This is a genomic window from Mesorhizobium sp. M0106 (assembly GCF_040322715.1).
Classification (GTDB): domain Bacteria; phylum Pseudomonadota; class Alphaproteobacteria; order Rhizobiales; family Rhizobiaceae; genus Mesorhizobium.
Genome location: NZ_JAMYUA010000032.1, coordinates 32,301 through 57,543 on the forward strand (window position 1 = coordinate 32,301; position 25,243 = coordinate 57,543).

Here is a 25,243-nt window from a genome sequence, read left to right on the forward strand (position 1 = left end):
AAGCAGCGGGGTGGGGGTACGAAAAGAGCCGCTGTACAGCGGCTCTTTTCGAGTCAGGCACAGCCCCAAACCCTTTGCTCATCTCTTCAAATTCACCACAATGACGCCGCCCAGCGCCAGCGCGCCGCCGAAGATGCCGAGCAGCGTCGGCACCTCGCCCAGCCAGAAGAAGCCGATCAGCGTCGCCATCGGCGACACCAGATAGAGGAAGTTCGAGGCACGCGCCGCGGGCAGCCGGGAAAGCGCTGTTGCCCATGCGGCATAGGCGATCAGGCTGGGCACGATGCCGAGAAAGATGACGGCGCCGAGCCCGGCCGCATCGGCGACCGCCGCCTGCGCCAGACCGCTCGGCAGGAACGGCGACAGGCAGAGCGCGCCAAGCACCATGTTCGAGGCCGAGATCGTCAGCGGGTGATGGCGGGCAAACAGCGGCTTCTGGACGATGGTGTTGACGGCCGAGCACAGCGCCGAGCCGAGGACAAGCAGCGCACCATTGTTGAAATGCAGCCCTTGCCCCTCGCCCATGGCGATGATGCCGATACCGGCGAAGGACAGGAATGTGCCGGCCCAGGCCAGGCCCGAGAAGCGTTCGCCGAGCAGCGCCATGGCCATGATGGCGGTGAAGATCGGGCTGACGTTGATGATGAAGCCGGCCGCACCGGCCGAAACGGTCAGCTCGCCGAAATTGAGCATCACCGTGTAGAGTGCGACGAAGACGGCACCACCGAAGACAAAGCGCCAGAGTTCATCGAGCCTGGGCAGTGCCGGCCGCTTGACCGCGAGGAAGATCGCCGCCGGAACCGCGGCGATGGCAAAGCGCAGCGCGCCAAGCTCCAGCGGCCCGAAAGCGGCAAGGCCGGCGCGGATCGCCGGAAAGGCGGAGGCCCAGCCGACGACCGTCAGCGCCACCGCGATGGCAGCCGTGGCATCCATGCGCTGTGTCGTATTCAACGTGCCGGTGTAAGCGCTCATTTGGGTGTCCTCGCGATCCAATGCCATGAAGTAGAGAAACGCTATTGCGGGTCGGTTGACAAACGAACAAATCGAGGATCACCTGTGACTATGGATCACAGCTTAGACCCGATGCTGCCGCTCGAAACGCTGCGCGCCTTCGACGCCGCGGCTCGGACCGGCAGCTTTTCGGCGGCCGCCGAGAAGCTCAACATCACCCACGGCGCCGTCAGCCGGCAGATCGCCAAGCTCGAGGGTTGGCTCGGGCTGAAAGTCTTCGATCGCGGCGCGCGCGGCGTCTCGCTGACCATCGAGGGCAACCGGCTGCATCTGCGCACCACCGAAGCCTTTGCCCTGATCGCCAGCAATTCGGACCGTTGGGTCGAGCCGCGCGGCACGGCGGTGGTGCGGCTGACCTCGATCCCCTCGGTCAGCGGGCTGTGGCTGATGCCGCGCATGGCGGCGCTGGAGAACCACCCGTCCAAGCTGCGTATCGTGCTCGACGTCGACATCCGCCAGGGCGATCTTGCCGACGAGGGCATCGACCTGTCGATCCGCTGCGGGCGCGGTCGCATTCCGGGCCGGATCTCGGTGCAGCTTTTCGAAGAATATGTGTTCCCTGTCGCCTCGCCGGAATTGGCCAGAGAGATCGGTCGCGGAGACCCCGCCCGACTGCTCGAATTTCCGGTGATCAATGATTCCGACGCTTCGGCCTGGCGCGCCTGGTTTGCGGCGCAGGAGATGGACTATCGGCCGCGGCCGCACGACCGCCGTTTCGAGGACTACAACCTCGTGCTTGACGCCGCCGCGCACGGGCTCGGTATTGCGCTGGCACGTCCGCCGTTGACGGTGGACCAATTGAAATCGGGCCGCATCGTCGCCGTAGACGAGCGCAGTGCGCTAAGCCCGATATCCTACTGGCTCGACCGGCCGCTGGGGCGCCCGCGCGCCGCCGCCGCCGAACTCGCCCGGCGCATCGCCGTCCAGGCCGGGCTGGCAGCGGAGAAGATCGAGCAGTTTATCACGGCCGAGGAATGAGATGCCGGCATCCGGTTTGCCGGCTTGACCTCGCCGCAATTTGTGGCGATGACATCGTCATGAATTTCGGCACCACCCCATGATGAACCGTTTCGAAGGACCCGGCGGCAAGGAAGCCCGCATCCGCTATCTCGACGGCGACTTCCAGGTGACCAGCCCCGGCGCCTTCGTGCGCTGCGCGGTGACCGGCGAGAGCATCCCGCTCGACGAGCTCAAATACTGGAGTGTCGCCAGGCAGGAACCCTATGTGAACGCCGCTGCCTCGCTGCGCCGCGAGATCGAAGCGCATCCGGAACTGCGCCGCCGACGCTAGTCCAGCGCAAATGGAAGCCGCCCCGTTGCGATCCTTCGCGCGCCGCCTCCTGCCGCGACGTCAAGCCGGCGACACCGAAACCTTAGAGGTTATCTTGAAATAAAAAACCCGCCTCGGGGCTCGAGGGCGGGTCTCGGTGAATCATCACCATAGCCAAATTAGTAGCATAGCTGCCGGCACAAAGCAAGAACAAAAGTAAGCGTCCGGCCTGAGGCGTCGCGCGAGTTGTGCTTGTCGACAATCTGTTGTGATCTTAGGGTGAGAAAGCACGGCCTAACCACGACGACGAAGGTGTTCAAGGGATGCGCGAAGTCGCCTGTGCCATCCTGGTCCGCGATGGCACCTTGTTGCTTGGGCGGAGGTCTCCGCATCGTCGGTCCTATGCAAGCTGCTGGGATGTGATTGGGGGACATCTTGAGGGCGCGGAAAGGCCAGAGGATGCGCTCGTTCGGGAAGTGCGAGAGGAAGTTGGCGTAACGCCGACGGGCTTCATACCAATCGGAGGGTTCGTCGAGTCTTCACCCGAAGTTGGACCCGGCCGGCTTCATTTCTTTGTTATCACGGAGTGGGCCGGCGGCGATCCGGAGATGCGGGGTGATGTGCATACCGAGCTCCGTTGGTTCGATGTTGAGACGGCCTGCGCTTTGCCTGACCTCGCTTTGCCGCAATACCGTTCGATCTTCAGGTCACTGGAAGGCATCGTGACCGCATGCACCGGATAGTAGATGACATCGGGGAGATGACGTCGCCGGATCAGCGCCACAGCAGCAGATCTTCGATCAGGTTGATCGAAACAAAATATGCCGCGACCAGCGGAAAGCTGCAAATTCCAGTCCTACATCGCCTCGGTGCTCAAGCTGCTGGTCAGCCCCTCAGCCTGCGCTGCCGCCAGGCATCCAGCGTCTCGTCGATGATGCGTTGCGGCACATGGTCGAGCTCGAAGACGGTGTCGATCTTCAGCACATCGAGCCCGTCGAGGAATTCCGGCGGTGCTGCGCCGTGACGCAGGCGGGCAGCGTCCTTCGCGGTGGTAATGAGGCCAAGCCCGGCTTTACGTGCTGTCGCCGCCAATTCGGCAAGCTCGTCCGCAGTGTAGAAATGATGGTCAGGAAATGGTCGGGTCAGCGCAAGCTCGCCCCCGGCCTCGCTTACGGTGTCGAAAAACTTATCGGGATGACCGATGCCGGCGAACGCCAGGAACCGCCTGCCGGCCAGCGTCATCTTGCTGCTCGGCGCGGTATGCGCCTCGAAGATCGGCCTGCCGGCGCGCGCTGCCTGCCGCACGACCGTATCGGCCGCGGTGCCCTCGCCCATCTTCAGCAACGCGCTGGTGAAGACCAGCTGGTCGACGATGTTCGCCCGCAGCGGTCCGCCGGGGATGACGCGGCCATTGCCGATGCCATGGCGCGCGTCGACGACGACCAGCGCATAGTCGATGTGGATGCGCGCGCTCTGAAAACCGTCATCCATGATCAGGAAATCGCAGCCGAGCTTGTCCAGCAGAAGCCTGGCGCCGGCGGCCCGGTTCGGCGTCACCGCGACCGGCGCATGTTCGGCCAGAAGCAGCGGCTCGTCGCCGACATGCTTGGCGGCGTCATGGTGGGGATCGACGATATGCGGCTGCGCGAAGGAGCCGCCATGGCCGCGCGACAGGAAACCCGGATTGAGCTGCATGCGCCTGGCCTGCTCGGCCAGCGCGATCGCCACCGGCGTCTTGCCGGTGCCGCCGACGGTGAAGTTGCCGACGCAGAGCACCGGCGCCTCGACCTTTTCGCGCGGCGCGTGCCGCATGCGGCGACCGGCGACAAGCGCATAGATGGCGGAAAGCGGCGACAGCGCCGTGACCCGCCAGTCCGGCTCTTCCCACCAGAAGGGTGGCGCTTCCGAGGTCACGTCAGCGCCCGTTCGCGCCCTTCAGGCGCGACTTGACGACCAGCGGCTGGATATAGGGCTCGAGCGACCTGAGCGTATGCGCCAGCGCACCGCGCATCTCGTCGACCGTCGCCGCACCCGCCGCCATCATCTCATGGCGGGCCGCCTCGTTGGTCAAAAGGAAATTAACGGCGCCGGCCAGCATATCGCGGTCGCGCACCAGCTTGGCGCCGCCGCTATCGAGCAGGCGCTGATAGGCCTCGCGAAAATTCTGGACGTTGCGGCCGGCAAGCACCGCTGTCTCCAGCATGGCTGGTTCCAGCGGGTTCTGGCCGCCCTCGGAAGTCAGCGAACGGCCGACAAAGGCAATTTCCGTCAGCCTCAGATAAAGCCCCATCTCGCCGATCGTGTCGCCGAGCAGAATATCGGTGTCGGCGGTGATCCTGTCGCCCTTGCTGCGCTGCGCCAGCTTCAGGCCCATGCCGGAAATCTGGGCGGCCAGCTGCCCGGCGCGATCGGGATGGCGCGGCACGATGATCGTCAAAAGCCCGTGGTGGCGCTTGTGCAGCATGGCGTGAACTTCGGCGGCGACCGCCTCTTCGCCGTCATGGGTCGAGATCGCCGCCCAGGTCGGGCGACCGCCGATCTGGCGTTTCAGCGCCGCCAACGCCCGTTCGTCGGCCGGCGGCGGCGCGGTGTCGACCTTGAGATTGCCGGATACAGTGACCGGCCGGGCGCCGAGCGACAGGAAGCGCTCGCCATCGAGATCCGACTGGGCGACGACATGGGCAAGATTTTCGAACAATGCTTCGGCAATGTTGGCGCGCTTCTTCCAGGACTTGAAGGAGCGGTCGGACAGCCTGCCGTTGACCAGAACCTGCGGCACGCGGCGGGCGCCGAGTTCCAGGATGGTCATCGGCCAGATCTCCGATTCGGCGATGATCGCCAGGTCCGGCTGCCAATGGTCGAGGAAGCGGCTGACCGCCGGCTTGAGGTCGAGCGGCACATATTGGTGGATGATGCGGTCGCCCAGCCGTTCTTCGGCGACCTGCGCCGAGGTGACCGTGCCCGTGGTCAGCACGATGTTGACGCCGTAATCGAGAATGCTCTCGACCAGCGGCACGACGGCGATGGTCTCGCCGACGCTGGCTGCATGGATCCAGATCACCGGGCCTTCGGGACGCTCGCGTCCGGCGACGCCGTAGCGTTCACGCCGGCGAATGCGGTCCTCCTTGCCTCTGGAAGTGCGCCAGGCGACGTAAGGTCCGACCAGCGGGTAAGCGGCGGCCCCGGCGAAGCGGTAGGCCGTCAGGAAGGCGCGGGCCCAGCGCATACTCATTTCGAACCGTCCACAAGGCGATAGGCCTCGGCGGTCGCGGCATTGAGCGAGGCCGTGACCTCCTGGCGCTTGCGTTCCATTTCCGCGGCGTCGGCGTTGGCCGGCACGAAGACAGGCGTGCCGACGACAATCGAGGAGCGGCCGAAGGGCAAGTTGATCGTCGTCTTGTCCCAGCTGCCCTCGATCACCTTGCGGCGGCTGGTGGCTATCGCGGCAGGCAGGATCGGCCGGCCGGACAGCCGCGCCAGAAGGACGACGCCGAGCCCCGCATCGCGCGGCGTGCCGTGGGGAATATCAGCAATCATGGCGACATTCTTGCCGGTGGCGAGCGACTTTTTGAGGGCGATGAGCGCCTTGGCCCCGCCCTTGTCGAGATGCCTTGCGCTTTCGCGCCCGCCAGAGCCGCGCACCGCCTCGATGCCGAATTTCTCGACCATCAGCGCGTTGAGCTCGGCATCGGCGCTGCGCGATACCATGGCAACCAGCGGCCGTCCCTTGGGATAGTAGGCCGGGGTCAGCAGGTGCTGGCCGTGCCAGAGCGCGATTATGCCAGGCTCGAGCTGCGCATAGGCACCGCCGGAAAACTTGGCCGATCCGTCAACCATGCGGTTGGTCAAGCGGACAAGGCGGACGAAATACGCAAACAGCGCGGCAAGCGCATTCTTGACGAATCGCGACTGCGCCAGCGGTTCGCGGATCTTGCGCCAGAACGTCTTCGGCTTGCGACGTCTGACCGCCGACCGCGGGGCTGATCGCTTGACCGCTTCATGGTTCATCGATGTCAACCGACAGCCTTGTTTTCGGGGTCGAGCAGGCGGTGCAGGTGAACGACGAAATAGCGCATATGGGCATTGTCGACGCTAGCTTGCGCCTTGGCCTTCCAGACGGCGTGCGCCGATTGATAGTCCGGATAGATGCCGACAATATCGAGCGCGTCGAGATCGCGGAATTCGGTGCCGCCCAGCTTCTTGAGTTCGCCGCCGAACACCAGGTGCAAAAGCTGTTTCTTTCCGTCTTCAGCGGCCATGTCGATCCTTCACATATCGTGAGTTTGGGACAGGTCTAGACCAAAGCCGCCGACTTTGGAACTATTGATAGTGGTCAATTGTCCAGCCCGGCGATGACGCCGGCGAGCACGGCGAGGAGTTCGCCGCTGCCGGCGGCGAGCGGTCCGTGACGGATCACTTCGCCGGCATAGAGCGGCGCGCGGCCATGCCGATCGAGCAAGGCGCCGCCTGCCTCGCGCAGGATGAGATCGGCCGCGGCGATGTCCCAGTCATGCGCGTTGGCCTTGACGAAGGTGGCATCGAGCTGGCCGCCGGCGATCATCGCCAGCCGGTAGGCGAGCGAAGGAATATAGAGCACGCGCTTCAGCCGTTTGTGCCATTTCGCCGGCATCAGGTCGATCATCGCCTTCGGTCCGGCGATTTCGGCCGTTTCCGACGGCGGACGCACGCTGATGCGCCTGCCATTCAGGAACGCGCCCTCGCCGGGCAGCGCCCAATAGATTTCGCCCTTCGCCGGGCAGTCGAGCACGCCGGCAAGCGTTCGGCCGTTCTCGACCACAGCGACGCTGACGCACCATGTGGGCAGCCCTTCGAGGAAGCCGCGCGTGCCGTCGATCGGATCGACGACAAAGGTGCGGCGCGCGACGAGCCTTACCGGGTCGTCGACGGTTTCCTCCGACAGCCAGCCATAATCCGGCCGGGCCGCCAGCAAGGTCTCGCGCAGATATTTGTCGGCGGCGTGATCGGCTTCGCTGACCGGCGAGGTGCCGCCCTTCATCCACACCTGCGGATTGTTGTTGAAGTACTGCATGGCGATGAGCCCCGCCGCGCGGGCGGCATCGCGCAGCAGCTGCAGGTCTTCAGTAGCGCCGGCCGAGACGGCCGGGTCAAGCTCCGGCAAGGGTCATTCCTTCGATCAAAAGCGTGGGCGCGGCAGTGCCGAAATTGCGGTCGAGATCGCTTGCCGGAACCATGTTGAGGAACATCGTCTTCAGATTGGAGGCGATGGTCACCTCGGCGACGGGATAGGCCAGCTCGCCATTTTCGATCCAGAAGCCGGAAGCGCCGCGGCTATATTCGCCCGTCACCATGTCGACGCCCTGGCCGAACACTTCGGTGACGTAGAAGCCGGTCTTGAGCGACTTGATCAGCTCTTCCGGCGTATTTTCCCCGGGCTCGATGGCGAGATTGGTCGACGACGGCGAGACCGACGAGCCGCTGCGCGAGCCGCGCCCATTGGTGACGAGGCCGAGTTCCCGAGCCGCCGAAGTCGACAGGAACCAGTGGTTGAGCACGCCCTTGTCGACCATGAACAGTTTTTCGCCCTCGACGCCTTCGCCGTCGAACGGGCGCGAGGCCTGTCCACGGCGCCGGAGCGGCTCGTCGGTGACGGTGATTGCGGCCGAAGCCACCTTCTTGCCCATCATGTCGCGGAGAAAGCTGGTCTTGCGCGCGACCGCGGCGCCATTGATGGCACCGGCAAGGTGGCCGGCAATGCCGCGCGCCACACGCGGATCGAACACCACGTCGACCGGCCCGGTCGCCGCCTTGCGCGCGCCAATGCGGCGTACAGCGCGCTCACCGGCCTTGCGGCCTATGTCTTCCGGCGCGTCGAGATCGGAAAAATGCTGGCGCGAGGAGAATTCGTAGTCGCGCTCCATGCCGGTGCCCTCGCCGGCGATCACGCTGGTCGAGCGTGAAAAACGCGAGGCGACGTAATGGCCGACGAAGCCGTGCGAGGTGGCGAGCACCAGGCCGCCGAGCCCGGCACTGGCGCCACTGCCGGCCGAATTGGTGACGCCCTTGACGGCAAGCGCCGCCGCTTCGGCGGCAAGCGCTGCTTCCTTCAATTGATCGGCCGACACCTCGGTGGCGTCGAACAGATCGAGGTCGCGCGGCGTCTTGACCAGCAAGGCCGGGTCAGCGAGGCCTTGATAGGGATCTTCGGGCGACACCTTGGCCATGGCGACGGCACGCTCGGCCAGCATATTGGGGTCGGATGCCGCCGTTGCCGAAACGCTCGCCACGCGTTTGCCGACGAAGACGCGCAGCGAGACGTCCTCGCTCTCGGACGCCTCTGTGCCTTCGACCTTGCCAAGCCGCACCGACACGCCGGTCGAGCGGCCGCGTACCGCAACGGCATCGGCGGCATCGGCGCCGGCCCGTTTGGCAGCCTCGACCAGGGCCGCGACGCGATCGGTCAGTTTCGCTGCGTCGAGCGTATCGGTCATGCGCATGATCCTGTTATTTTCGGCCCGCAATAGGGCAGCCGCTGCTGCACCATCTATTGTCCCGATGCGCCTTCTGCAATGGGAGAAGCGGACAAACCGGGTGCATCAAGCGCTCAAACAGGACCGCAGCCCGCAGGCGGATGAACGGCGAGCGAGATCGACAATCCCTCAGGAAGCGGCCACCGGCGTCCAGATCACGTCGTCGATCCTGAGCGCGCCGGTGGCGAGCATCACCAGCCGGTCGAAGCCGAGCGCGGCGCCGCTCGCCTGCGGCATGATGGCGAGCGCGGCGAGGAAGTCCTCGTCGATCGGGTAGCGTTCACCATAGACGCGCTGCTTCTCATCCATTTCGGCGGCAAAGCGCAGGCGCTGCTCGGCCGGATCGGTCAATTCGCCAAAGGCGTTGGCGAGTTCGACGCCGCAGCAATAGAGCTCGAAGCGCTCGGCGGTGCGCGGATCGTCGGCGCTCGGCCGGGCCAATGCCGCCTCCGAGATCGGATATCCGAAAAGAATGGTGTTGCGCCCCTGCCCCAGCGCCGGCTCGATTTTTTCGACCATCACCCGGCTGAACAGGTCGGCCCAATTGTCGTCGGGCGCGGTCCGCAATCCGGCCTGGACCAGGGCGGCATGCAACTCCGCGCGGTCGGTGCTGCCATCGGCTGCGACCGTCGCCAGCAGATCGATGCCGGCATGGCGCATGAAAGCTTCGGCGACGCTCAACCGTTCCGGCTCGGCGAACGGATCGGCTTCACGGCCGCGGAAGCTAAAACGCTTCGCTCCGGCCCGTTCGGCCGCCAGCGCTACGAGCTCGGCGCAATCGCGCATCAGGCTCTCATAGGTCTCGCCGACGCGGTACCATTCGAGCATGGTGAACTCAGGATGGTGCAAGGGGCCGCGCTCGCGGTTGCGCCAGACAGCCCCGAGGCTGAAGATGCGCTCCTCGCCGGCCGCAAGCAGCTTCTTGCAGGCGAATTCCGGCGACGTGTGGAGGTAGAGCGGCTGGCGCTGTCCGTCCGGCCCGATCGCCTCGGTGGCAAAGGCCGACAGGTGCGCTTCATTGCCGGGCGAGACCTGCAGGGCCGATGTCTCCACCTCGACGAAGTCGCGGCGGGCGAACCAGTCGCGCATCCCGGCGGCAATGGCATTGCGCAGGATCAGCCGCGGCCGGCGGTCGGCGTGGACATGCGGCGTCCACCACGGCGAGGCGGCGGTCATCGGCTTCAGGGGAATTGCGCAGAGGGCTGGCGATTGCGGCCAAGATGCGCTAGGCCGCACGCAACGGCCTCTCCAGCCGATTTGCGCCAACAAATTTTATCAGGATGGAAACCCGTGAAGGTCATCGCCAGCTCCTTACGCAAAGGCAACGTCGTCGAAAAGGACGGCAAGCTTTATGTGATCCTCTTTGCCGAAAACATTCATCCTGGCAAGGGTACGCCGGTCACCCAGCTCGACATGCGGCGTATCTCCGACGGGGTAAAGGTTTCCGAGCGTTACCGCACCACCGAGCAGGTCGAGCGCGCCTATGTCGAGGAGCGCGAGCACACGTTCCTCTATCGCGACGGCGAAGGCTTTCACTTCATGAATCCGGAGAGCTACGACCAGGTCGCGGTGCCGGAAAGCGTGGTCGGCGACATGGCGCCTTATCTGGTGGAAGGCATGCCGGTGCAGATCTCGCAATACAACAACATCGCCATCTCGCTGGTACTGCCGCAGCGCGCCACTTTCGAGGTGGTCGAGACCGAGCCGGTGACCAAGGGCCAGACGGCGTCCTCGTCCTACAAGCCGGCAACGCTGTCCAACGGCGTGCGCACCCTGGTGCCGCCACACATCAGCGCCGGCACCCGCGTGGTGGTGATGACGGCCGATGGCGCCTATGTCGAGCGCGCGAAGGATTGAGGCGCGAAGCCTGAAACGCCTCGCCGAAAGCGTCGCGGCGGCCGGTCATCGTCTACCGCTTTGTGCCAGGGGCTTTCGAGCATTGCACGCAGACCGAAGCGTCAACGCCCTGCCAGTTCTTTCCTATTGCACGACGCCAGCGGGCAATTTCTGAGCCTCGAGCAACGCCGACCGTCCCTTTCGCCAGGTGCCAGGTGGAATGCCGACGAACTTTTTGAAGGCGCGATTGAAGGCGGCTTCCGACTCGTAGCCGACCTCGGCACCCGCTTGCGCGATGCTCATTTCGGGGCGTTCGAGCAAGCGTCCTGCCAGTTGCAGACGCCAGCGAGCAAGATAGTGCATCGGCGAGACCTCGACATAGTGGGTAAAGCGGCTCGCAAACGCCGTGCGCGAGAGCCCTACTTCGCGGGCGAGCCGGTCCAATGTCCATTCCTCCCTGGGGCGAGCGTGGATGAGCCGGAGCGCCTCGCCGACATGTGGATCCCGTAGGCCTGACAGCCAGCCGCGCGAATCGTCGGGGAGGGTCTCGAGATGGCGGCGGATGATCTCGACAAACATCAGCTCGCTCAGCTTGGCGAGTATCGTTTCACAGCCCGCCCGCCCACTGCCACCTTCGGCCAGCGCCAGCCGAAAAAGGTCGATAACCCAGCTGCTTCCATCGGCGGGCTTGCGGGCACACAGGATGGCCGGCAATGCGGCCAGGAGAGGATTGAAGGGACGTGCATCGCAGCCAAGATACCCGCAAATGAACCGGGTCCGCTCGTCTCCGCCGCCACCATGGATCACCGCGAACGGCAGGCTCTCGTCTATCGGCCGATAATACATCGCCATATTGGGCTCGCCCCGCGCCCCCGGCGAGGAGCTCAAGACGTTCGGAACACCACCGGGGAAGACAACGACATCACCGGCGTTCACGAGCACCGGCGGCACCGAATCGTCTCCCAGCGCGGCCCAGCACGAGCCCGACATCACGGCATGAAAAGAAATGATGTGCTCTGCCTCCGGCATGACGGCGGCGGCAATGTCGGCCGTGCCCGGCGACTCGCCAACCCAGGGAGAGCTGGCGTCGACGTCGAAATAGATCGCACCGGTGAGGCGTACGGCTCGGAGCACATCGGAAAGGACATCCATGCACTACACCTCCGGAAACGATCGGCTACTCCCTTTGACAACGAGTTTTTCCGCCAGGCATCTCGAACTATCCGGCAATATGGCCGCCCGGGCAACTATCCATCCGGTCTAATCCTACTCTGAACGATCGGGCAACAGAAATGGACGATGTGACATTTGCGGGAACAGCGGACGGGATTAGCGTTTCATCGGCCGGCCGACAGGTCCAATAGCAGGGAGGAATGTCATGAACGATGAAGACATCACCAAATTCGCAGCAAGCCTGCGAGGCGAAGTCATCCGCGCCGGCGACGCCCGCTATGACGAGGCCCGCAAGCTCTACAACGGCATGATCGACAAGCGGCCGCTGATCATCGCCCGCTGTGTCGACGTCGCCGACGTAATCACAGCGGTGAATTTCGGCCGCGACAACAATTTGCTGGTTGCGGTACGCGGCGGCGGCCATAACGGACCAGGATTGGGGAGCTGCGACGACGGTCTGGTGATCGACCTGTCGGCGATGAACGGCGTGCGCGTCGATCCGGATGCCCGCACGGCGCGGGTAGGCCCGGGCTGTACTCAGGGCGACCTCGATCATGCCACCCATGCCTTTGGCCTGGCCGTACCGGCGGGCATCATCTCAACCACCGGGGTCGCCGGACTGACGCTGAGCGGCGGCCATGGCTATCTGACGCGCAAATATGGCCTGACCATCGATAATCTGATCGAGGCCGATGTCGTGCTTGCCGATGGAAGCTTCGTCACCGCCAGCAAGGAGCGGAACCCCAACCTGTTCTGGGCGCTTCGCGGCGGCGGCGGCAATTTCGGCATCGTCACCAGCTTTGTGTTCAAGCTCCACCAGGTCAGCATGGTCTTTGCGGGGCCGATCGCATGGGATCAGCGCCACGCCCGCACCATCATGCAGCATTATCGCGAGTTCCTGCCAAACGCGCCCGAAGAACTCGGGATCTTTCTCGGGCTCAAGACCGTCCTCTCGAGCGCACCCTTCCCGGAAGAGTTTTGGGGAAAGCGGATGTGTCTGCTGATGTGCTGCTACAACGGCCCGGAGGAAAAGGGCAGAGAGGCGCTGGCCCCGCTGCTCGATGCGCTGCCCGCGCCCTGGTTCAACTGGATGGGAACGATGCCCTATCCCGCGGTGCAGAGCATGTTCGATGGGCTCTACCCGAAGGGAATGCAGTGGTACTGGCGGGGCGATTTCGTCAAGACGCTGTCCGACGAGGCGATCGACGCCCATCTCAAGCAGGCGGCGAAGACGCCGAGCGAGCTATCGCTCATGCACCTCTACCCGATCGATGGTGCGGTCCATCGCGTCGGCAAAGACGAGACACCCTGGAATTACCGTGATGCGACCTGGTCGATGGTCATCGCCGGGATCGATCCGGACCCACAGAAAGCGGGGCCGGTGACGCGCTGGACCAAGGCCTACTGGGAGGCCGTGCATCCGTTCGATCTGGGTGGCGCCTACCTGAACTTCATGATGGATGACGAGGGCGATGCAAGGCTCAAGGCGGCTTATGGCGACAACTATGAGCGCCTGGCTACGCTGAAGAAGAAATACGACCCAAACAACCTCTTCCGGGTGAACCAAAACATTCGACCGGCTGCTTGACGGCGGCCCTCGTCAGGCCGGCAAGCGTACCGGCCGGCCCAGCTAAGGCTCGGCCGGTACGATAGCTTGCCGGTCAGGACGCTCGCTGGCCGGCAAGCGGGATACTCGGCCGCGCTCGCCGACCGTGTTCCATGAGCGATGTCCGGCATGCGTCAAAAGCGGTCTGCCCGCACCCTTAGGGTGACCCGCAGCCCGCTTCAACCGGCAAGTCCGGGAGTAGGCCTCGCGGTCAACGCGTTATGCCTCAACGACTGTTTCTCGCCAGGCCGATCGCGCCAGCAGCCACCGATAGTTTACGCCTCGATGTGGACGTCCGACCTCACGACGACACCCTCCAGTGCTCATCGAGAACCGGTATTCCCTCCAGAATTAGATAAATTAGCAGTTTCTTAAGTGCCTTTGGAACTTTGTAGCTTGCGTTCCATTTTCAACCGCATGCGAGAGTCTGTGGTCCACGACCCTGGAATGACGGTGAACAGGTCACCGCCTCGCTACTCGCTGGTCCTGCCCATATACAATGAAGAACAGGTGCTGCCTCGGCTGATCGAGCGGATCAGTTGCCTGATCGGCCGGTTGGACGGAGAAACGGAGGCCATCTTCGTCGATGACGGAAGCCTCGATGGAAGTGTCGAATACCTGAGAAAGGTGGTTGCCGCCGAGCCGCGCTTTCGGCTGATCGAATTTTCCCGCAATTTCGGCCACCAGATGGCCATTACCGCCGGTATGGATGCCGCTGCGGGCGATGCCGTCATCGTCATGGATGCCGACTTGCAGGACCCGCCGGAGGTCGTTCTCGATCTGGTGGCAAAGTGGAAGGAAGGCTTCGAGATCGTCTATGCCCGCCGAGTCAAGCGCGACGGCGAATCCTGGTTCAAGCGCTTTACGGCAAGTCTTTTCTATCGCCTGCTGGAGAAAATGACGTCGGTCGATATTCCGCGCGACGTCGGCGACTTTCGCCTGGTCGGCCGCAAGGCGCTGGAAACCTTCAAGCATATGCCCGAACATGACCGCTTCGTCAGGGGCATGTTCGGCTGGATGGGCTTCAAGCAGACGGCAGTGCCATTTGAGCGCCACGCGCGAACCCTGGGCCAGACCAAATACCCATTCTGGAAGATGATGCACCTTGCGGTTCACGGCATCGTCAGTTTCTCCGAGAAGCCGTTGCGCCTGGCGCTCTGGGGCGGATTGGCCATTTCCGCGCTTGCGGTGGTCTTTGGTGCCTACGCCATGTTTGCCTGGTTTTTTGAAGCCGGCATCATTGCCGGGTGGACATCCACGGTGGTGATCGTGTCGCTCCTGTGCGGCATTAATCTCTTCATGACCGGCGTGGTCGGGCTCTACGTTGGCAGCATTCACGCCGAGGTGAAACGCCGCCCGCTGTACGTGATCGATCGGCTCACCGGTTTCGACGAGGCGATGCGTGCCGTCTCTGGTGAGCGCGGCCGATCGTTTCACAAGCCCAGGAGTGGAGTCCCCGCCAATGGGCGAACTCTTCGACAACTATAATTCCAACTACGGCGAGGCGGTCGAAGGGTCCATCCGGTTTTCCGGACTCAGGCACGACTTCTTCCTTGTCGCCAAGGCGGACCTGCTGCGGCGACTGGTGGTCGAGCGAAAGCTTCGGCAGGGTGGGTCGGCTGTAAGGGCGCTGGATGTCGGCTGCGGCGTCGGTTCGCTCCACCGCTATCTCGACGGCGCTTTCGACAGCCTCGATGGCTGCGACGTCTCGCAAGACTCGATTTTGCGCGCCAGCCAACACAATCCGCGTGTGGCCTACAGGACCTGCAGCACGCAGGGGCTGCCTTATGAGGACGGCACGTTCGACCTGGCTTTCGCCAGTTGTGTCGTCCATCACGTTCCGCCCTCCTCCTGGCTCGATTTCTTGCTGGAAATGCGGCGCGTCGTGCGGCCAGGCGGCATCGCCTGCATCATCGAGCACAATCCCTATAATCCGATGACGCGCCTTGCGGTGTTCCGGTGTCCCTTCGATCACGACGCAGTCCTGCTCAAAGCCGCCAGAGCAAGGTCCCTCTTTCAGGAAACAGGCTTCAGCGACATCCGCTCCGAGCATTTTCTGCTGCTACCCTCGGCAAGGCCCTTGGCCAGAAGAGTCGAGCGCGTATTCGCGCCTTTGCCGCTTGGAGCGCAGTATGCGTGCAGTGCGCATGTCTGAGCGCCGTTTGACCGGCGACGCCCGGCTGAGGCTGATGGCGCGCTTCGGGTCGGTCGGCATCGCTGCAACGATCATATATGCAGTGATGGCCACCGCTTTGGTCGAATGGCAACGGTTCGGCCTCTCGCCGGTCGGTGCCTCGCTCGCAGCTTATACCGCTGCCGCCCTGTTTTCTTATCTCGCGCATAAGTTCGTGACCTTCGCGTCGAGCGGATCGCATCGATCGGAGGCTCCGCGTTTTCTCTTGCTGACGGCAACCGGCTTCGCGGTGGCTTACGCGGCGCCGGCGCTTTTGACGACGAAACTCAGTCTGCCGCCGATCATTGCCATCCTGGTTACATGCTTGCTTGTTCCAGCGGTCAATCTCCTCATGCTCGACCGCTGGGTTTTTGCGCAGCGAAGACGCGGCCAGCAGCGCGATCGCCCGCCCTAATCCGCGTCAGTGGGATCGAGCCGGAGCGACAACAATTTGATGGAGCGCTTATAGATGTTGCTGGCGGCAGGAGTTTGGGGAATGCCGTCGAGGTAGTCGAAGGCGATGTCGAGTGTCTTGGCCTCGGCGAGAGCCGCCGGTGGGATGACGAACGAGACGGTGCGTGGCTCTTTGCCGGACAGTGTCACCGCATGCACCCGAACGCCGTTCACCGAGATCACAACCCTTTGCGTGATCTGTGGCGGACGAATGACAGCGGCCATTTGCACCGTGGCCGTCAGGCCGTCGCGAAGCGGCGTTATCTCCAGGCGAAGCCGCGAGGTCTCGCCCAGCGAATGGGTGCCGTCGGCTACCGGTCCCGACCAGCCGCAGACCCTCATGCCGGTTGCCTTTTTGGCTCCGTCGGACCGGAACGACACCGTCTCGCCAAGTGTGTAGCTGCCGACCGCATCGCGATTGAGGCAGGTCGTCGTCCGGTCGATGTAATAGGCGCGATAGTCGGCATTGACGTCTGGATTGAGAGCAAGCGCAAGGATGATGATTTCCGCCCCGGCCAGAACCGCCGCCAGCGTGTAGCCGCCAAGCGAGGCCGCGCGCCGATGCGGGCCCGGAGTGCTAGACCAGGGCAAGATAGCCCCCGATCCACGCGACGGTCATGAAATAGCAGGCGCCCAGGAAGAGACCCAGAGCCGCAAGAAAAGTCAGCTTCGACGCCGACAACAACGTGGTCAGCAATATTGTCAGAGGCGCAAGCCCAACGACGTATCTGACCATCGAGGCCAGGTTCGTGATCAGCGGCGAGATGATGCAGCAGGCGCAGAACAGCGCGGCGCCATATTGCCTGCGAACCGCCAGAACCGCCGATAATGCCAGTCCTATGAGTGCGGCGAGCGCGCTCCATTGTGGCGCCGTAGGCAGCCATCCAGTCGTCGGAACGGCCGAGAGTCCATCCCATATGAAGGCGAGCGGATTGCCCGCCACCCGTCCAAACGCGCGCTGGACGTGCAGGAAGGCAAAGCCGTCCCCGACTGTCAGGTAGAGGAACAGGATGTAGGCGAACAAGCCGGCAGGCGAGATGAGAATTGCAACGAGCAGATCCGGTCGGCCAAGCACCCAGCGTGGGAAAGAAAGCATCGATCCGCCCTTTGCGCGGTAATCCCTGAACATCTGAATGACGGTCGCAAATACAACAAGCACTCCGACGAGCCTGGTTGCCGACAGGAGAGCCGATGACAGCCCCGCGGTCAGATAGCTGGAGCGTTTGAGTGCCAGAAAAACGCACGACGTCAGGAGCACGAAAAGAGGTTCGGTCAGGAAAGTCGTGAAGTGAAAGGAGAACGGGCCGCTGAGCAGAAAGGCGCAATACAGCACATAAGCGCGCATGTTCTTCTCGAGCAGCGGCCACGCCACCAGACAGGCCGCGTAGCTGCACGCAATCGATGCGATCGACGCGAGCAGTATTGTCGGCAAAGGGAAAACAGACCGGATTGCCGCCACCAGCATCGGATAGAGCGGAAAGAAGCCCCAGCGTCCGACATTGCTCTGGCCTGGAATGGGAAAGCGCTCATAACCGTGTTCGGAAATGTCGACATACCACGCGCAATCCCAGCGGCAGAGCGCCTGGGCATAGACTGCGAAGCCTGGTTCCGCCGAGATCGAGGCAAATGCGGCATAGCGGATGGCCAGTCCACCGACGACGAACAGCAATGGCACCGCCACGACGGCGACCGCAATATAGCGACCGCCGGGACGCGCGACAGCTTCGAGCGCCACAATCTGCCTCCACCCGTTCAAGTGACTGGCGCCACTCAAAGCTAGATGACGCGCGCCCGGGCGAATTCAAGGCATGCAACGCGGCTCAAAAATTGGCGATACCGCCTATCCGGCGTCCCTGAGCCAGCATCTCGCCGCATCACGTTGAAATGGGTTCAGTCGACGCTTTTAACCCGTCGCGTAGGTATTTGTGCAGTCAAGCTGTTGGACACGATAGTTCGAATCCCGATACCGCGCTGGTGAACTCGGCCCTTGAGAATCCTTCAGCCTTCGGCAACATGGCGGCAAGGCTGAGAGCATGAGGATGAGCAAGGTCATTTCCGCCGCATCACGGCGTTCGCCGCGCAAGACACCGATGGCGCTGACCGAGGCGCTGGTCGCCCGCACCTTGCGTGCGGTCGAGGATGCCGGGCCGACGCCGGGCATGGTCTACATGACCGATGCCGATTACGCGCGCATTCGCGACGAGGTGCTGGCCGGCGCGCCGGGCGGGCCGGTGAAGCTGTTCGCCTATGGCTCGCTTCTGTGGAAGCCGGCCGGCGAGGTCAGGGGTGGCGAACGGGCCGTGGCGACGGGCTGGCACCGTTCGTTCTGTTTTACGGTGCAGCGCTTCAGGGGCACCGTCGAGCAGCCCGGCCTGATGATGGCGCTCGATCGCGGCGGCCAATGTCAGGGCATGGTGTTCGAGATCGCCGAGCCAGTGGGGGCCAATCTCGAAACGCTGCTGCGACGTGAGATGACCATCCTGCCGGCCGTCAACGTGCCGCGCTGGCTGCAGGTCAGGACGGGCGACGGCACGGGCCAAGCGCTTGGTTTCGTTGTCGATCCCGCCAATCCGCGCTATGCCGGCAAGCTCGAAAAGCGAGCGATAGCGGCGACCCTGGCCACGGCCGTCGGCCATTGGGGTTCGGGCGCCGAATATCTGTTCGAGACCATCCGCCATCTCGACGCCTGCGGCATCCGCGACCGCAATCTCTGGCAGTTGCAGCAACTTGTGGCCGAGGAGATCGGTCGGGCGCGGTCGGGCTTCATTCGTCCCTGAGTCAGACCAGCATCTCGTCGGGCTCCCAGGCGAAATCGATGTTGTGCAGGTCGACGAGATGTCCCGCGCGCTCGCCGATGGCAGTATCGAGCATCGTGTGTCCTCCCTTCGGTTCGTTATCCCGGCGTATTCACCCATGCGCCGACAAAGGGCGGCAGCATGATGCACGTCTGCTGCTCGACAGCCTCGTTGCGCAGCCGCTCGGCGAGGGTATCGACTTCCACCTCGGCGGCGGTTGCGGTACCGACTGCCTCGGCCATCGGCAACAGGCTGCGCAACGTGCCGGCAATGTAGTCGTAGATCGGCGAGTCGGGTCCGCTGCCGGCGAGGCCGGCGGAGTTCATCCGCGGCGCCGGCAGCCCTGCGCCGGCGAACACCATGGGCAGCCTGCCACCCATGTCGACCTCGAAACCCGCGCGCTCGATCGTGTCGATGATCCAGCCGCGGCATTTGCCGAACAGCGGCGCCTCTGGAAAACTGCGGGTGAGCGGCATCGCCATTTCCTGGACGGCGACGATGCCGCCAGGCCGCAGGAAACCGGCAAGCCTGCGCAGGGTTGCGGCCGGGTCGGGCAGATACATCAGGACAAGCCTGCCGATCACCGCATCGAAGCTCCCGTCGGGCGAGAATGTATCAAGCTCGGCCGTCGTGAAACGTGTCCAGTAACACTGGCCGGATTCAGTGGCGCGCCGCTCGGCAATGTCCACAGCCTCTGCCGAGCGATCGACACCAAGCACCCTTCCCGCCGGTCCGACCAGCCTTCCGGCCAGCAAGGAGACATCGCCTACGCCGCAGCCAATGTCGAGCACGCGCATGCCGGGTCCTATGCCCGCACTGCGCAGGACATGCTCGGTAAGGTCGTGAATGAGCGCTCCCTGCAGCTCCAGGCGCTTGAATTCGCTTTGCGTGTAACCCAACGCATAGGGACGCGGATCCATGGGGCTCTGATCACGGTCGGTCTTCGGCGCATGTTCGGCAAGCAGATTGTACATGTTTGACTCCATGATCGATTTATCCGGGATTTGTGACCGCTGGGCAGCCTGATGACCGCCCAGGGCCCGACCATCACGATCGGAGATCGGTGCTACAACGTGATTTCCGGAATCGGGAATTGCGTTACGACTGAAACAGGCGCCCGTGCCTGGCATACCACGCTAGCGGAGAACCACCCTGCGCCCGGCGTTCGGACGCCACTATGATTTCGGCGCCTGCGGAACGAATACGATATGCGGCGTCTTCGGCGGACGACCGGGCGGCACATAGTCCGGAACCGGCGTATCGTCTGCCGGGAGCGAAAGCACATATCGGTGGATGGCGCGCAGGTCGGGCTCGCTCATGGCACGCAGGTTGAACCATGGCATGGGCGGGCGCGTCTCGATCGTGCGCGCGAACTGTACCCAGTCGTCCTCGTCCATGGTCCGCAAAAATTGGCGAAGATTGGTCGGGTAAGTCGTACCCCACGGCCCGTTGAAGCCGAGCGAGTCGCCGATTAGCCATCGATCCTGCGGAACGTTGCCGGCCTTCTCCAGGTACCCTGGCGTGTGGCAGTCGTTGCAGCCGCCGATTTTCACCAGGTATCGACCGTGCTCGATCGAAGCGGTCGCGGACGCCGCGCCGACCTCACCCTGGTTGAGCGTTGCGGCGGTGAATGCTGCGGCCAGGCCAAGGGCGGCAATTGCGATGAGAGCTCTTCGTGTCATCAGCTTCTCCGCTGCTATTTGACGCCGACGATCATCGAGTGAGGACCGGCGAGATGCTCGCAGCGGACCTCCGCAAAGCCCGCCTCCCGCATCCAGCCCATGCCGTCGGCGCGCGTGTAGTCGAACCCGCCATTGGTGTTGACCAGCATGTTGAGGCTCATCAGCAGACCCGCAGCGTTCTCCCGTCGCTCGTCATCGATGATCTGGTCGTAGACGATGAGCACGCCTTGCTTCGGCAGCGCGGAATGGGCCTTTGCCAGCAGCGCGCGCTTCACCTCCAGGTTCCAGTCGTGCAGGATATGACCCATCACCAGCACGTCGGCGGAAGGCAGCGGCTCGGCAAGGAAGTCGCCGGGATAAAACCGAAGCCGGTCTGCAAGTGCGTGCCGCTCCACATAGGCCTCGAACACCGGCCGCATCGGCGGCAGGTCGAAACCGCCGCCGGTGAGATGCGGATGGGCGCGGCCGATCTCGACCGGAAGCCTGCCTTCGGCTGTGCCGATATCGATGAAGGTACAATAGTCCGCCCAGGGAAAATGCCGGGCGAGCGCCTCCGCCACCTGGAGGCTGCCGCCGGTCATCGCCTGCGCGAACATCTCCACCTTGTCCGGGTCCGAAAACAGCATGTCGAACAGATCTTCGCCGTCCTGGGTGCCGTTTTGCGGTTTGCCCGTCCTGAGCGCGTCGGTGAGCGAGCCCCAGTTCGCGTAAAGCAGCTGACCGGCCCTGGCGAGCATCCCGCCAACATAGGTCGACTTGTTGCGGTCAAGGTAGCGGTCAGTCACGGGCGTGTTGCAGTAGACGTTGCCCTCGCGCTCAAGCATGCGCAGCGCAACCAGCGCGTCGAAGAAATCCTGCGCTCCCCGCTCATGCAGTCCAAGCCGGTTTCTCAGTGTTTCCCCTTCGAGGGGTCCCGCCGTCAACTCCGTGAAAAGGTCAAGTTCGACGGCGCTCAGCAACGTCTTCGATGCCCAGAAGCCGAGGCCGAGTTGCATAAGGCTTTCGGGCGACAGTTCTGCGACGTCCTTCGCCTGTTTCGTTACCTCGGTGATGTTTGCGTCCATAAGATTTCTCCTTCCTCAAGAGACCATGACCTTTCCAAAAAACCGGTTCCCGGTTTTTCGGGATCATGGTCTGGGCGCGGGAGGACCATCGACTGGCCCGGCTACGGGTCGATTTCAGCCAGGTGGGATTTTGGTTACGGTTGTAACGAAGAAATCCGGCCGGCCGTGATCAGCCTGAATGCAGATGGCGGGCAAGGCATTGTGCGACGGCGGCCGACAGCAGCGGCTTCTTGATGACTTCGCTTATGCCGGCCGCCGTCAGTTGGCGGGACCGCAGCTGACGGCCGTAACCGGTCATCAGCACGACCGGAAGGTCGGGCCGGATCTTGTGCAACCGGCCGGAGAATTCGATCCCTGTCAGGTCGGGCATGACCTCGTCCGTCAGCACCAGGTCGAAGCGTTCCGGATCGGTGCGGAATGCGCTGAGAGCCGCGGGGCTGCGGTCGAACCCGACCGGCTCGTAGCCGAGCGCGGCGAGCATTTCCTCCGCAAGTTGCATCAGCGGCGTGTCGTCGTCGACGACGAGGATCGTCTCGCCGTTGCCATGCTTGATCGGCACCTCGGCGGCGTCGCTCTCGTCCTCGTTCTGGGTTGCTTCGGCGGCCTCGATCTGCGGAAAATAGATCTCGAAGGTCGTGCCTTCGCCGGGCTTGCTGTTCACGTCGACCGCGCCTCTGTGCGCTATGACGATGCCGTGCACCGTCGACAGGCCGAGCCCGGTGCCTTGCCCTGCCGGCTTGGTCGTGAAGAACGGCTCGAAGATGCGCTCGAGCGTCGCCTGATCCATGCCGCTGCCGGTGTCCCTGACGGCAAGGCGGAGATAGCAGCCGGCAGGCAGGTTGCCGTGCGACAGCATCCGCGCCTCGACGAATTCCGTCGTGTCGAGACCGATTTCCAATGCGCCGCGGTTGTTCATCGCCTGCGCCGCGTTGGTGCCGAGGTTCATCACCACCTGCTGAAGTTCGGTCGGATCGCCCGTCATCGCCGCATCCGCGGCTGCAAGATGCGTCTGCACTGAAAGCGTGGCGGGGAACGAGGCGCGCAGCAGGTCGACCGCTTCGGCAACCACGGCTTCCGCCCGCAGCGCGTGATGCTGCCGCTCGTGACGACGGCCGAAGGCGAGGATCTGCTCGGTGACGTCCTGCGCCCGCCTGCCGGCCTGCATGATCTGCTGGACGTAGCGCCGCGCGCGCGACTCCTTCAGCAGCACCGCCAGCGCCATCTCGCTGTAGCCAAGGACGGCACCGAGGATGTTGTTGAACTCGTGCGCTATGCCGCCGGCGAGCGTCCCGATCGCTTCCAGCCGTTGCGACTGATTGAGCCGCGCCTGCAGTGCCTCACGCTCGCGTTCGTTGTGCTCGCGCACGATGGCATTGGCGAAAATCTCGGCCGCGGTGCGCAGCAGTGCAATGTCGTCGTCGGCCCAATGCTTTTCGTGCGTGACGGTATCGAGAGCCAGAAAACCCAACCGCTCGCCGGCATGCCACATCGGTATGCACAGCCACGATCGAAACTGGTGCGCCTGCAGGGATGCCTTCTCCCGCCCCTCGGGAAGCTCGCCGACGCGGGGAACGTCGATGCAGCCCTGCCGCTCGTGGTCGGCCAGCGTCCAGCGTGAAGCCAGCTCGATCATGTCCTTCGACAGGCGGGCCGGCCTGCTCCCGCCCGGACGGCGATAGAAGTAGCCGCCGGAAGGATCGGCGATGTGGCTGACGAAAATCTGGGCGCCGTCGAGCCCGGCATGTTCGACCAGGCGCGCGAGGCCCTTGCTGATGCCGGCGCGGATGCGGTCACGCGGCAGATTGATGAACTGCGTGGAGATCGAGGCGATCAGGCCCTCGAATTCCAGCCGCTCGCGCAGGATCCGCGCGTTACGGCGCAGACGGGCGAACAGGTAGGCGACATAGCCGACGAGGCCCAACGCGGTGACATAAAGCAGCGTCTGGAACAGTTCGGCCCGCGCCGCGGCCCGCCCATGCGCACCGAGATAGACGTCCTGCAGCGCGCGAGCCCGCTCGCTCGTCGGCGCGGTCTGCAGGCGGGCGACGAGATCGTCGACCGCCGGAAGCCTGGTGACGATAAGCCGGCCGTGGGAGACGAGCGAGAGCACATCTCTTGCAGGCACGGCATCGACGGAGGGCCTTGCCAGCCGGTCGAGTGCGGCGGTTACTGCTTTTGCCGCATCCGGCTGGGGATCGCTGATAAACCGCGACATTGCGACCATCAGGGCTCCTATCTCGACCGCTCGAAGGCCGTCACCCTCGCTCGTGAGACGACCGCTCATATAGTTGAAAAAGTTCAGCGAGTTCTGCAGCAGCGCGTTATCGGACTTGAACCTCTCGACGAGCGCTTCCTCGTCGCGGATCGCGGCGATGACTTCGGCGATCCGCTTGTCGATGTCCGCCCGTGTTTCGCCGCTTGCTGCGTCGCGGGCAGCCGGCAGCGTCTGCGTCGCCTCATCCAGGGTCTCGATCGACCGCACAAGCGGATCGTAGCTGCGCAGCAGTCCCGCGCGTGCCCTTAAAACATCGCGTTGGAGTGCGGCGTTATAGAGGATGACCGTCCTGAGCGCATCGAGCGTGCGCTCGTGGCGCGCCGCATCGGGAGCCGTGCCCTGCACCAGGAGGTAGGTCAGGGCGATGAGCAGGCAGGCAACGATCGGCGCCAGGATGCGTAGCGACTTCATTGCTGCAGACGATCGGCTGCGCTGGTCAACGGCCGGCCGCGATACTCGCCCGTCAGTGTCCCGAGGAATTCGACGATGAGATCGGCATCGCGCTGGTCGAGCTCCCGGCCGAGTTGGTTGCGCGCCATGATCTTCACCGCGTCTGCGAGCGATGCGGTGCGGCCATCGTGAAAATACGGCGCCGTCACCGCGACGTTGCGCAGGCTGGGAACGCGGAACACATGGCGGTCGCTCTCGGCGCCGGTAACGGCGAAGCGGCCGAGATCCGCCTTGGTCAGGCTCTTCTGGCGAGCGAAGGGATCCTGGAAGATGCCGAATTTCTGAAACAGATTGCCGCCTACGTTGGCGCCCTGGTGGCAGGCGACGCAGCCATACGCTTTGAACAGTTGATAGCCGTGCTCTTCGTCGGTCGTGATGGCGTCGCGTTCGCCCTTGAGATAGCGGTCGAAACGGGCATCGGGCGTGATCAGCGACCGTTGAAAGACAACAAGCGCGTCGAGCACGTTTGTCCGGTCGGGAATGGAGCCGTAGACCCTCGCGAACCGCTGCGAATACTCAGCATTCGAGCGCAGCTTGGTCAGCAATTCCTCCCAGCTCGTATTCATCAGCCTGTCATCGAGCATGGCTGCCTCGTTCTGCTCCTCGAAAGTGCGGAAATTGCCGCGCCAGTTCAGCCGAAAATCGAGCGCCGCGTTGAAGACGGTCGGCGTGTTGAAATCGAGCGGCTTGCCATCCGCCGCCATGGAACGGGCCAGACCGTCGCCGCCGCTGAGATCGAGCCTGTGACAGGAACTGCAAGCGACGACATCGCCATGCGACAGGCGGGCATCGTTGAACAGGCTCTCGCCAAGCGCGATCTTCGCCCGGTCGGAGGGGCCGCTGGCCGTGATCGGTGCAATCGGCTCGCCCATCGGCGGGGCCGGCTGATTGCTCTGGGCCAACGCAAAAGGTGCCGCCATTGCCAGGCAAAGCGGAACAAAAAGCC

25 protein-coding genes are annotated in these 25,243 nt (G+C 63.9%); 9 read left to right on the plus strand and 16 right to left on the minus strand.

The genetic code is table 11. From position 1 onward, the window contains the following. Window positions 1–78: 78 nt before the first annotated feature. Entirely contained in the window at window positions 79–972 is an 894-nt protein-coding gene (locus NKJ55_RS25445; protein ID WP_352452286.1) for a DMT family transporter, read from the minus strand. A gap of 90 nt (window positions 973–1,062) precedes the next feature. On the opposite strand from NKJ55_RS25445, the gene NKJ55_RS25450 reads away from it, so the two are divergent. The 3 genes from NKJ55_RS25450 (at window position 1,063) to NKJ55_RS25460 (ending at window position 3,024) form a co-directional block, all read left to right on the plus strand. Then, entirely contained in the window at window positions 1,063–1,989 is a 927-nt protein-coding gene (locus NKJ55_RS25450; RefSeq protein ID WP_352452287.1) for a LysR family transcriptional regulator, read from the plus strand. Window positions 1,990–2,068: 79 nt separating this feature from the next. Continuing rightward, on the plus strand, window positions 2,069–2,302 hold the full coding sequence (locus NKJ55_RS25455) for a DUF2093 domain-containing protein (RefSeq protein WP_031211156.1): 234 nt from the start codon (window positions 2,069–2,071) through the stop codon (window positions 2,300–2,302). A 302-nt stretch (window positions 2,303–2,604) separates the two neighbouring features. Next, window positions 2,605–3,024 (plus strand): NUDIX domain-containing protein, encoded by a 420-nt coding sequence (locus tag NKJ55_RS25460; protein WP_352452288.1) that lies wholly within the window; start codon window positions 2,605–2,607, stop codon window positions 3,022–3,024. 142 nt (window positions 3,025–3,166) lie between these two features. Here the strand turns inward: NKJ55_RS25460 and lpxK are convergent, their stop codons facing one another. The 7 genes from lpxK to epmA all read right to left on the minus strand — a co-directional run bounded on the left by lpxK (window position 3,167) and on the right by epmA (window position 9,966). Next, window positions 3,167–4,195 (minus strand): tetraacyldisaccharide 4'-kinase, encoded by a 1,029-nt coding sequence (gene lpxK, locus NKJ55_RS25465; protein WP_352452289.1) that lies wholly within the window; start codon window positions 4,193–4,195, stop codon window positions 3,167–3,169. Between the two features lies 1 nt (window position 4,196). Continuing rightward, window positions 4,197–5,513 carry a lipid IV(A) 3-deoxy-D-manno-octulosonic acid transferase gene (waaA, locus tag NKJ55_RS25470; RefSeq protein ID WP_254817457.1) on the minus strand — a complete coding sequence of 439 codons (1,317 nt, stop codon included), beginning with the start codon at window positions 5,511–5,513 and terminating at the stop codon, window positions 4,197–4,199. Continuing rightward, entirely contained in the window at window positions 5,510–6,289 is a 780-nt protein-coding gene (locus tag NKJ55_RS25475; protein WP_023717166.1) for a lysophospholipid acyltransferase family protein, read from the minus strand. Before NKJ55_RS25475 ends, waaA begins: the two co-directional genes overlap by 4 nt. Before the next feature lie 5 nt (window positions 6,290–6,294). Beyond that, a complete protein-coding gene (locus NKJ55_RS25480; protein WP_023674378.1) occupies window positions 6,295–6,540 on the minus strand; it encodes a DUF4170 domain-containing protein in 246 nt (81 codons plus the stop codon). 74 nt (window positions 6,541–6,614) lie between these two features. Continuing rightward, entirely contained in the window at window positions 6,615–7,421 is an 807-nt protein-coding gene (locus tag NKJ55_RS25485; protein ID WP_352452290.1) for a 3'(2'),5'-bisphosphate nucleotidase CysQ, read from the minus strand. After that, window positions 7,408–8,751 (minus strand): TldD/PmbA family protein, encoded by a 1,344-nt coding sequence (locus tag NKJ55_RS25490; RefSeq protein ID WP_352452291.1) that lies wholly within the window; start codon window positions 8,749–8,751, stop codon window positions 7,408–7,410. Before NKJ55_RS25490 ends, NKJ55_RS25485 begins: the two co-directional genes overlap by 14 nt. Before the next feature lie 168 nt (window positions 8,752–8,919). Then, window positions 8,920–9,966: an EF-P lysine aminoacylase EpmA gene (epmA, locus tag NKJ55_RS25495; protein WP_352452292.1), complete on the minus strand. Its 1,047-nt coding sequence runs from the start codon at window positions 9,964–9,966 to the stop codon at window positions 8,920–8,922. Window positions 9,967–10,080: 114 nt separating this feature from the next. On the opposite strand from epmA, the gene efp reads away from it, so the two are divergent. After that, window positions 10,081–10,647, plus strand: coding sequence for an elongation factor P (gene efp, locus NKJ55_RS25500; protein WP_352452293.1), 567 nt, complete (start codon window positions 10,081–10,083; stop codon window positions 10,645–10,647). A gap of 123 nt (window positions 10,648–10,770) precedes the next feature. On the opposite strand, the gene NKJ55_RS25505 is transcribed toward efp, so the two are convergent. Further along, window positions 10,771–11,778, minus strand: a complete 1,008-nt coding sequence (locus NKJ55_RS25505; protein ID WP_352452294.1) for an AraC family transcriptional regulator — start codon at window positions 11,776–11,778, stop codon at window positions 10,771–10,773. A gap of 226 nt (window positions 11,779–12,004) precedes the next feature. Between NKJ55_RS25505 and NKJ55_RS25510 the strand changes: the two genes are divergently transcribed. From NKJ55_RS25510 to NKJ55_RS25525, 4 genes are all read left to right on the plus strand, one after another. Further along, a complete protein-coding gene (locus tag NKJ55_RS25510; protein WP_352452295.1) occupies window positions 12,005–13,387 on the plus strand; it encodes an FAD-binding oxidoreductase in 1,383 nt (460 codons plus the stop codon). Between the two features lie 465 nt (window positions 13,388–13,852). After that, a complete protein-coding gene (locus NKJ55_RS25515; protein ID WP_352452316.1) occupies window positions 13,853–14,893 on the plus strand; it encodes a glycosyltransferase family 2 protein in 1,041 nt (346 codons plus the stop codon). Then, window positions 14,868–15,560 carry a class I SAM-dependent methyltransferase gene (locus NKJ55_RS25520; RefSeq protein WP_352452296.1) on the plus strand — a complete coding sequence of 231 codons (693 nt, stop codon included), beginning with the start codon at window positions 14,868–14,870 and terminating at the stop codon, window positions 15,558–15,560. The genes NKJ55_RS25515 and NKJ55_RS25520 overlap by 26 nt, the downstream gene beginning before the upstream one ends. Continuing rightward, window positions 15,553–15,993 carry a GtrA family protein gene (locus NKJ55_RS25525; protein ID WP_352452297.1) on the plus strand — a complete coding sequence of 147 codons (441 nt, stop codon included), beginning with the start codon at window positions 15,553–15,555 and terminating at the stop codon, window positions 15,991–15,993. The genes NKJ55_RS25520 and NKJ55_RS25525 overlap by 8 nt, the downstream gene beginning before the upstream one ends. On the opposite strand, the gene NKJ55_RS25530 is transcribed toward NKJ55_RS25525, so the two are convergent. Further along, window positions 15,990–16,622 carry a hypothetical protein gene (locus NKJ55_RS25530; protein WP_352452298.1) on the minus strand — a complete coding sequence of 211 codons (633 nt, stop codon included), beginning with the start codon at window positions 16,620–16,622 and terminating at the stop codon, window positions 15,990–15,992. The genes NKJ55_RS25525 and NKJ55_RS25530 overlap by 4 nt on opposite strands. Further along, the gene (locus NKJ55_RS25535) at window positions 16,609–17,766 is read right to left on the minus strand and encodes a putative hexosyltransferase (protein ID WP_352452299.1); all 1,158 of its coding nucleotides are present in this window, start codon (window positions 17,764–17,766) and stop codon (window positions 16,609–16,611) included. The genes NKJ55_RS25530 and NKJ55_RS25535 overlap by 14 nt, the downstream gene beginning before the upstream one ends. A 304-nt stretch (window positions 17,767–18,070) precedes the next feature. Here NKJ55_RS25535 and NKJ55_RS25540 point away from each other — a divergent pair, with 304 nt between their 5' ends. Next, window positions 18,071–18,808 (plus strand): gamma-glutamylcyclotransferase, encoded by a 738-nt coding sequence (locus NKJ55_RS25540; RefSeq protein WP_352452300.1) that lies wholly within the window; start codon window positions 18,071–18,073, stop codon window positions 18,806–18,808. 116 nt (window positions 18,809–18,924) lie between these two features. Here the strand turns inward: NKJ55_RS25540 and NKJ55_RS25545 are convergent, their stop codons facing one another. The 5 genes from NKJ55_RS25545 to NKJ55_RS25565 all read right to left on the minus strand — a co-directional run bounded on the left by NKJ55_RS25545 (window position 18,925) and on the right by NKJ55_RS25565 (window position 25,169). After that, on the minus strand, window positions 18,925–19,800 hold the full coding sequence (locus NKJ55_RS25545) for a class I SAM-dependent methyltransferase (RefSeq protein WP_352452301.1): 876 nt from the start codon (window positions 19,798–19,800) through the stop codon (window positions 18,925–18,927). A gap of 201 nt (window positions 19,801–20,001) precedes the next feature. Next, window positions 20,002–20,508 (minus strand): hypothetical protein, encoded by a 507-nt coding sequence (locus NKJ55_RS25550; RefSeq protein ID WP_352452302.1) that lies wholly within the window; start codon window positions 20,506–20,508, stop codon window positions 20,002–20,004. Between the two features lie 14 nt (window positions 20,509–20,522). After that, window positions 20,523–21,572 carry a methyltransferase gene (locus NKJ55_RS25555; RefSeq protein ID WP_352452304.1) on the minus strand — a complete coding sequence of 350 codons (1,050 nt, stop codon included), beginning with the start codon at window positions 21,570–21,572 and terminating at the stop codon, window positions 20,523–20,525. Between the two features lie 169 nt (window positions 21,573–21,741). Continuing rightward, window positions 21,742–24,258 (minus strand): two-component system VirA-like sensor kinase, encoded by a 2,517-nt coding sequence (locus NKJ55_RS25560; protein ID WP_352452305.1) that lies wholly within the window; start codon window positions 24,256–24,258, stop codon window positions 21,742–21,744. Then, window positions 24,255–25,169 carry a cytochrome-c peroxidase gene (locus tag NKJ55_RS25565; protein WP_352452306.1) on the minus strand — a complete coding sequence of 305 codons (915 nt, stop codon included), beginning with the start codon at window positions 25,167–25,169 and terminating at the stop codon, window positions 24,255–24,257. Before NKJ55_RS25565 ends, NKJ55_RS25560 begins: the two co-directional genes overlap by 4 nt. Window positions 25,170–25,243: the final 74 nt, after the last annotated feature.

Coding starts and splice junctions, on each gene's coding strand:
- NKJ55_RS25450 (WP_352452287.1), top strand. CDS start 1,063: ATGGATCACAGCTTAGACCCGATGCTGCCGCTCGAAACGCTGCGCGCC.
- epmA (WP_352452292.1), bottom strand. CDS start 9,966: ATGACCGCCGCCTCGCCGTGGTGGACGCCGCATGTCCACGCCGACCGC.
- NKJ55_RS25445 (WP_352452286.1), bottom strand. CDS start 972: ATGAGCGCTTACACCGGCACGTTGAATACGACACAGCGCATGGATGCC.
- NKJ55_RS25520 (WP_352452296.1), top strand. CDS start 14,868: ATGGGCGAACTCTTCGACAACTATAATTCCAACTACGGCGAGGCGGTC.
- NKJ55_RS25545 (WP_352452301.1), bottom strand. CDS start 19,800: ATGTACAATCTGCTTGCCGAACATGCGCCGAAGACCGACCGTGATCAG.
- waaA (WP_254817457.1), bottom strand. CDS start 5,513: ATGAGTATGCGCTGGGCCCGCGCCTTCCTGACGGCCTACCGCTTCGCC.
- NKJ55_RS25505 (WP_352452294.1), bottom strand. CDS start 11,778: ATGGATGTCCTTTCCGATGTGCTCCGAGCCGTACGCCTCACCGGTGCG.
- NKJ55_RS25475 (WP_023717166.1), bottom strand. CDS start 6,289: ATGAACCATGAAGCGGTCAAGCGATCAGCCCCGCGGTCGGCGGTCAGA.
- NKJ55_RS25455 (WP_031211156.1), top strand. CDS start 2,069: ATGATGAACCGTTTCGAAGGACCCGGCGGCAAGGAAGCCCGCATCCGC.
- NKJ55_RS25510 (WP_352452295.1), top strand. CDS start 12,005: ATGAACGATGAAGACATCACCAAATTCGCAGCAAGCCTGCGAGGCGAA.
- NKJ55_RS25550 (WP_352452302.1), bottom strand. CDS start 20,508: ATGACACGAAGAGCTCTCATCGCAATTGCCGCCCTTGGCCTGGCCGCA.
- NKJ55_RS25460 (WP_352452288.1), top strand. CDS start 2,605: ATGCGCGAAGTCGCCTGTGCCATCCTGGTCCGCGATGGCACCTTGTTG.
- NKJ55_RS25540 (WP_352452300.1), top strand. CDS start 18,071: ATGAGCAAGGTCATTTCCGCCGCATCACGGCGTTCGCCGCGCAAGACA.
- NKJ55_RS25480 (WP_023674378.1), bottom strand. CDS start 6,540: ATGGCCGCTGAAGACGGAAAGAAACAGCTTTTGCACCTGGTGTTCGGC.
- NKJ55_RS25490 (WP_352452291.1), bottom strand. CDS start 8,751: ATGACCGATACGCTCGACGCAGCGAAACTGACCGATCGCGTCGCGGCC.
- NKJ55_RS25560 (WP_352452305.1), bottom strand. CDS start 24,258: ATGAAGTCGCTACGCATCCTGGCGCCGATCGTTGCCTGCCTGCTCATC.
- NKJ55_RS25515 (WP_352452316.1), top strand. CDS start 13,853: ATGACGGTGAACAGGTCACCGCCTCGCTACTCGCTGGTCCTGCCCATA.
- NKJ55_RS25525 (WP_352452297.1), top strand. CDS start 15,553: ATGTCTGAGCGCCGTTTGACCGGCGACGCCCGGCTGAGGCTGATGGCG.
- NKJ55_RS25555 (WP_352452304.1), bottom strand. CDS start 21,572: ATGGACGCAAACATCACCGAGGTAACGAAACAGGCGAAGGACGTCGCA.
- NKJ55_RS25565 (WP_352452306.1), bottom strand. CDS start 25,169: ATGGGCGAGCCGATTGCACCGATCACGGCCAGCGGCCCCTCCGACCGG.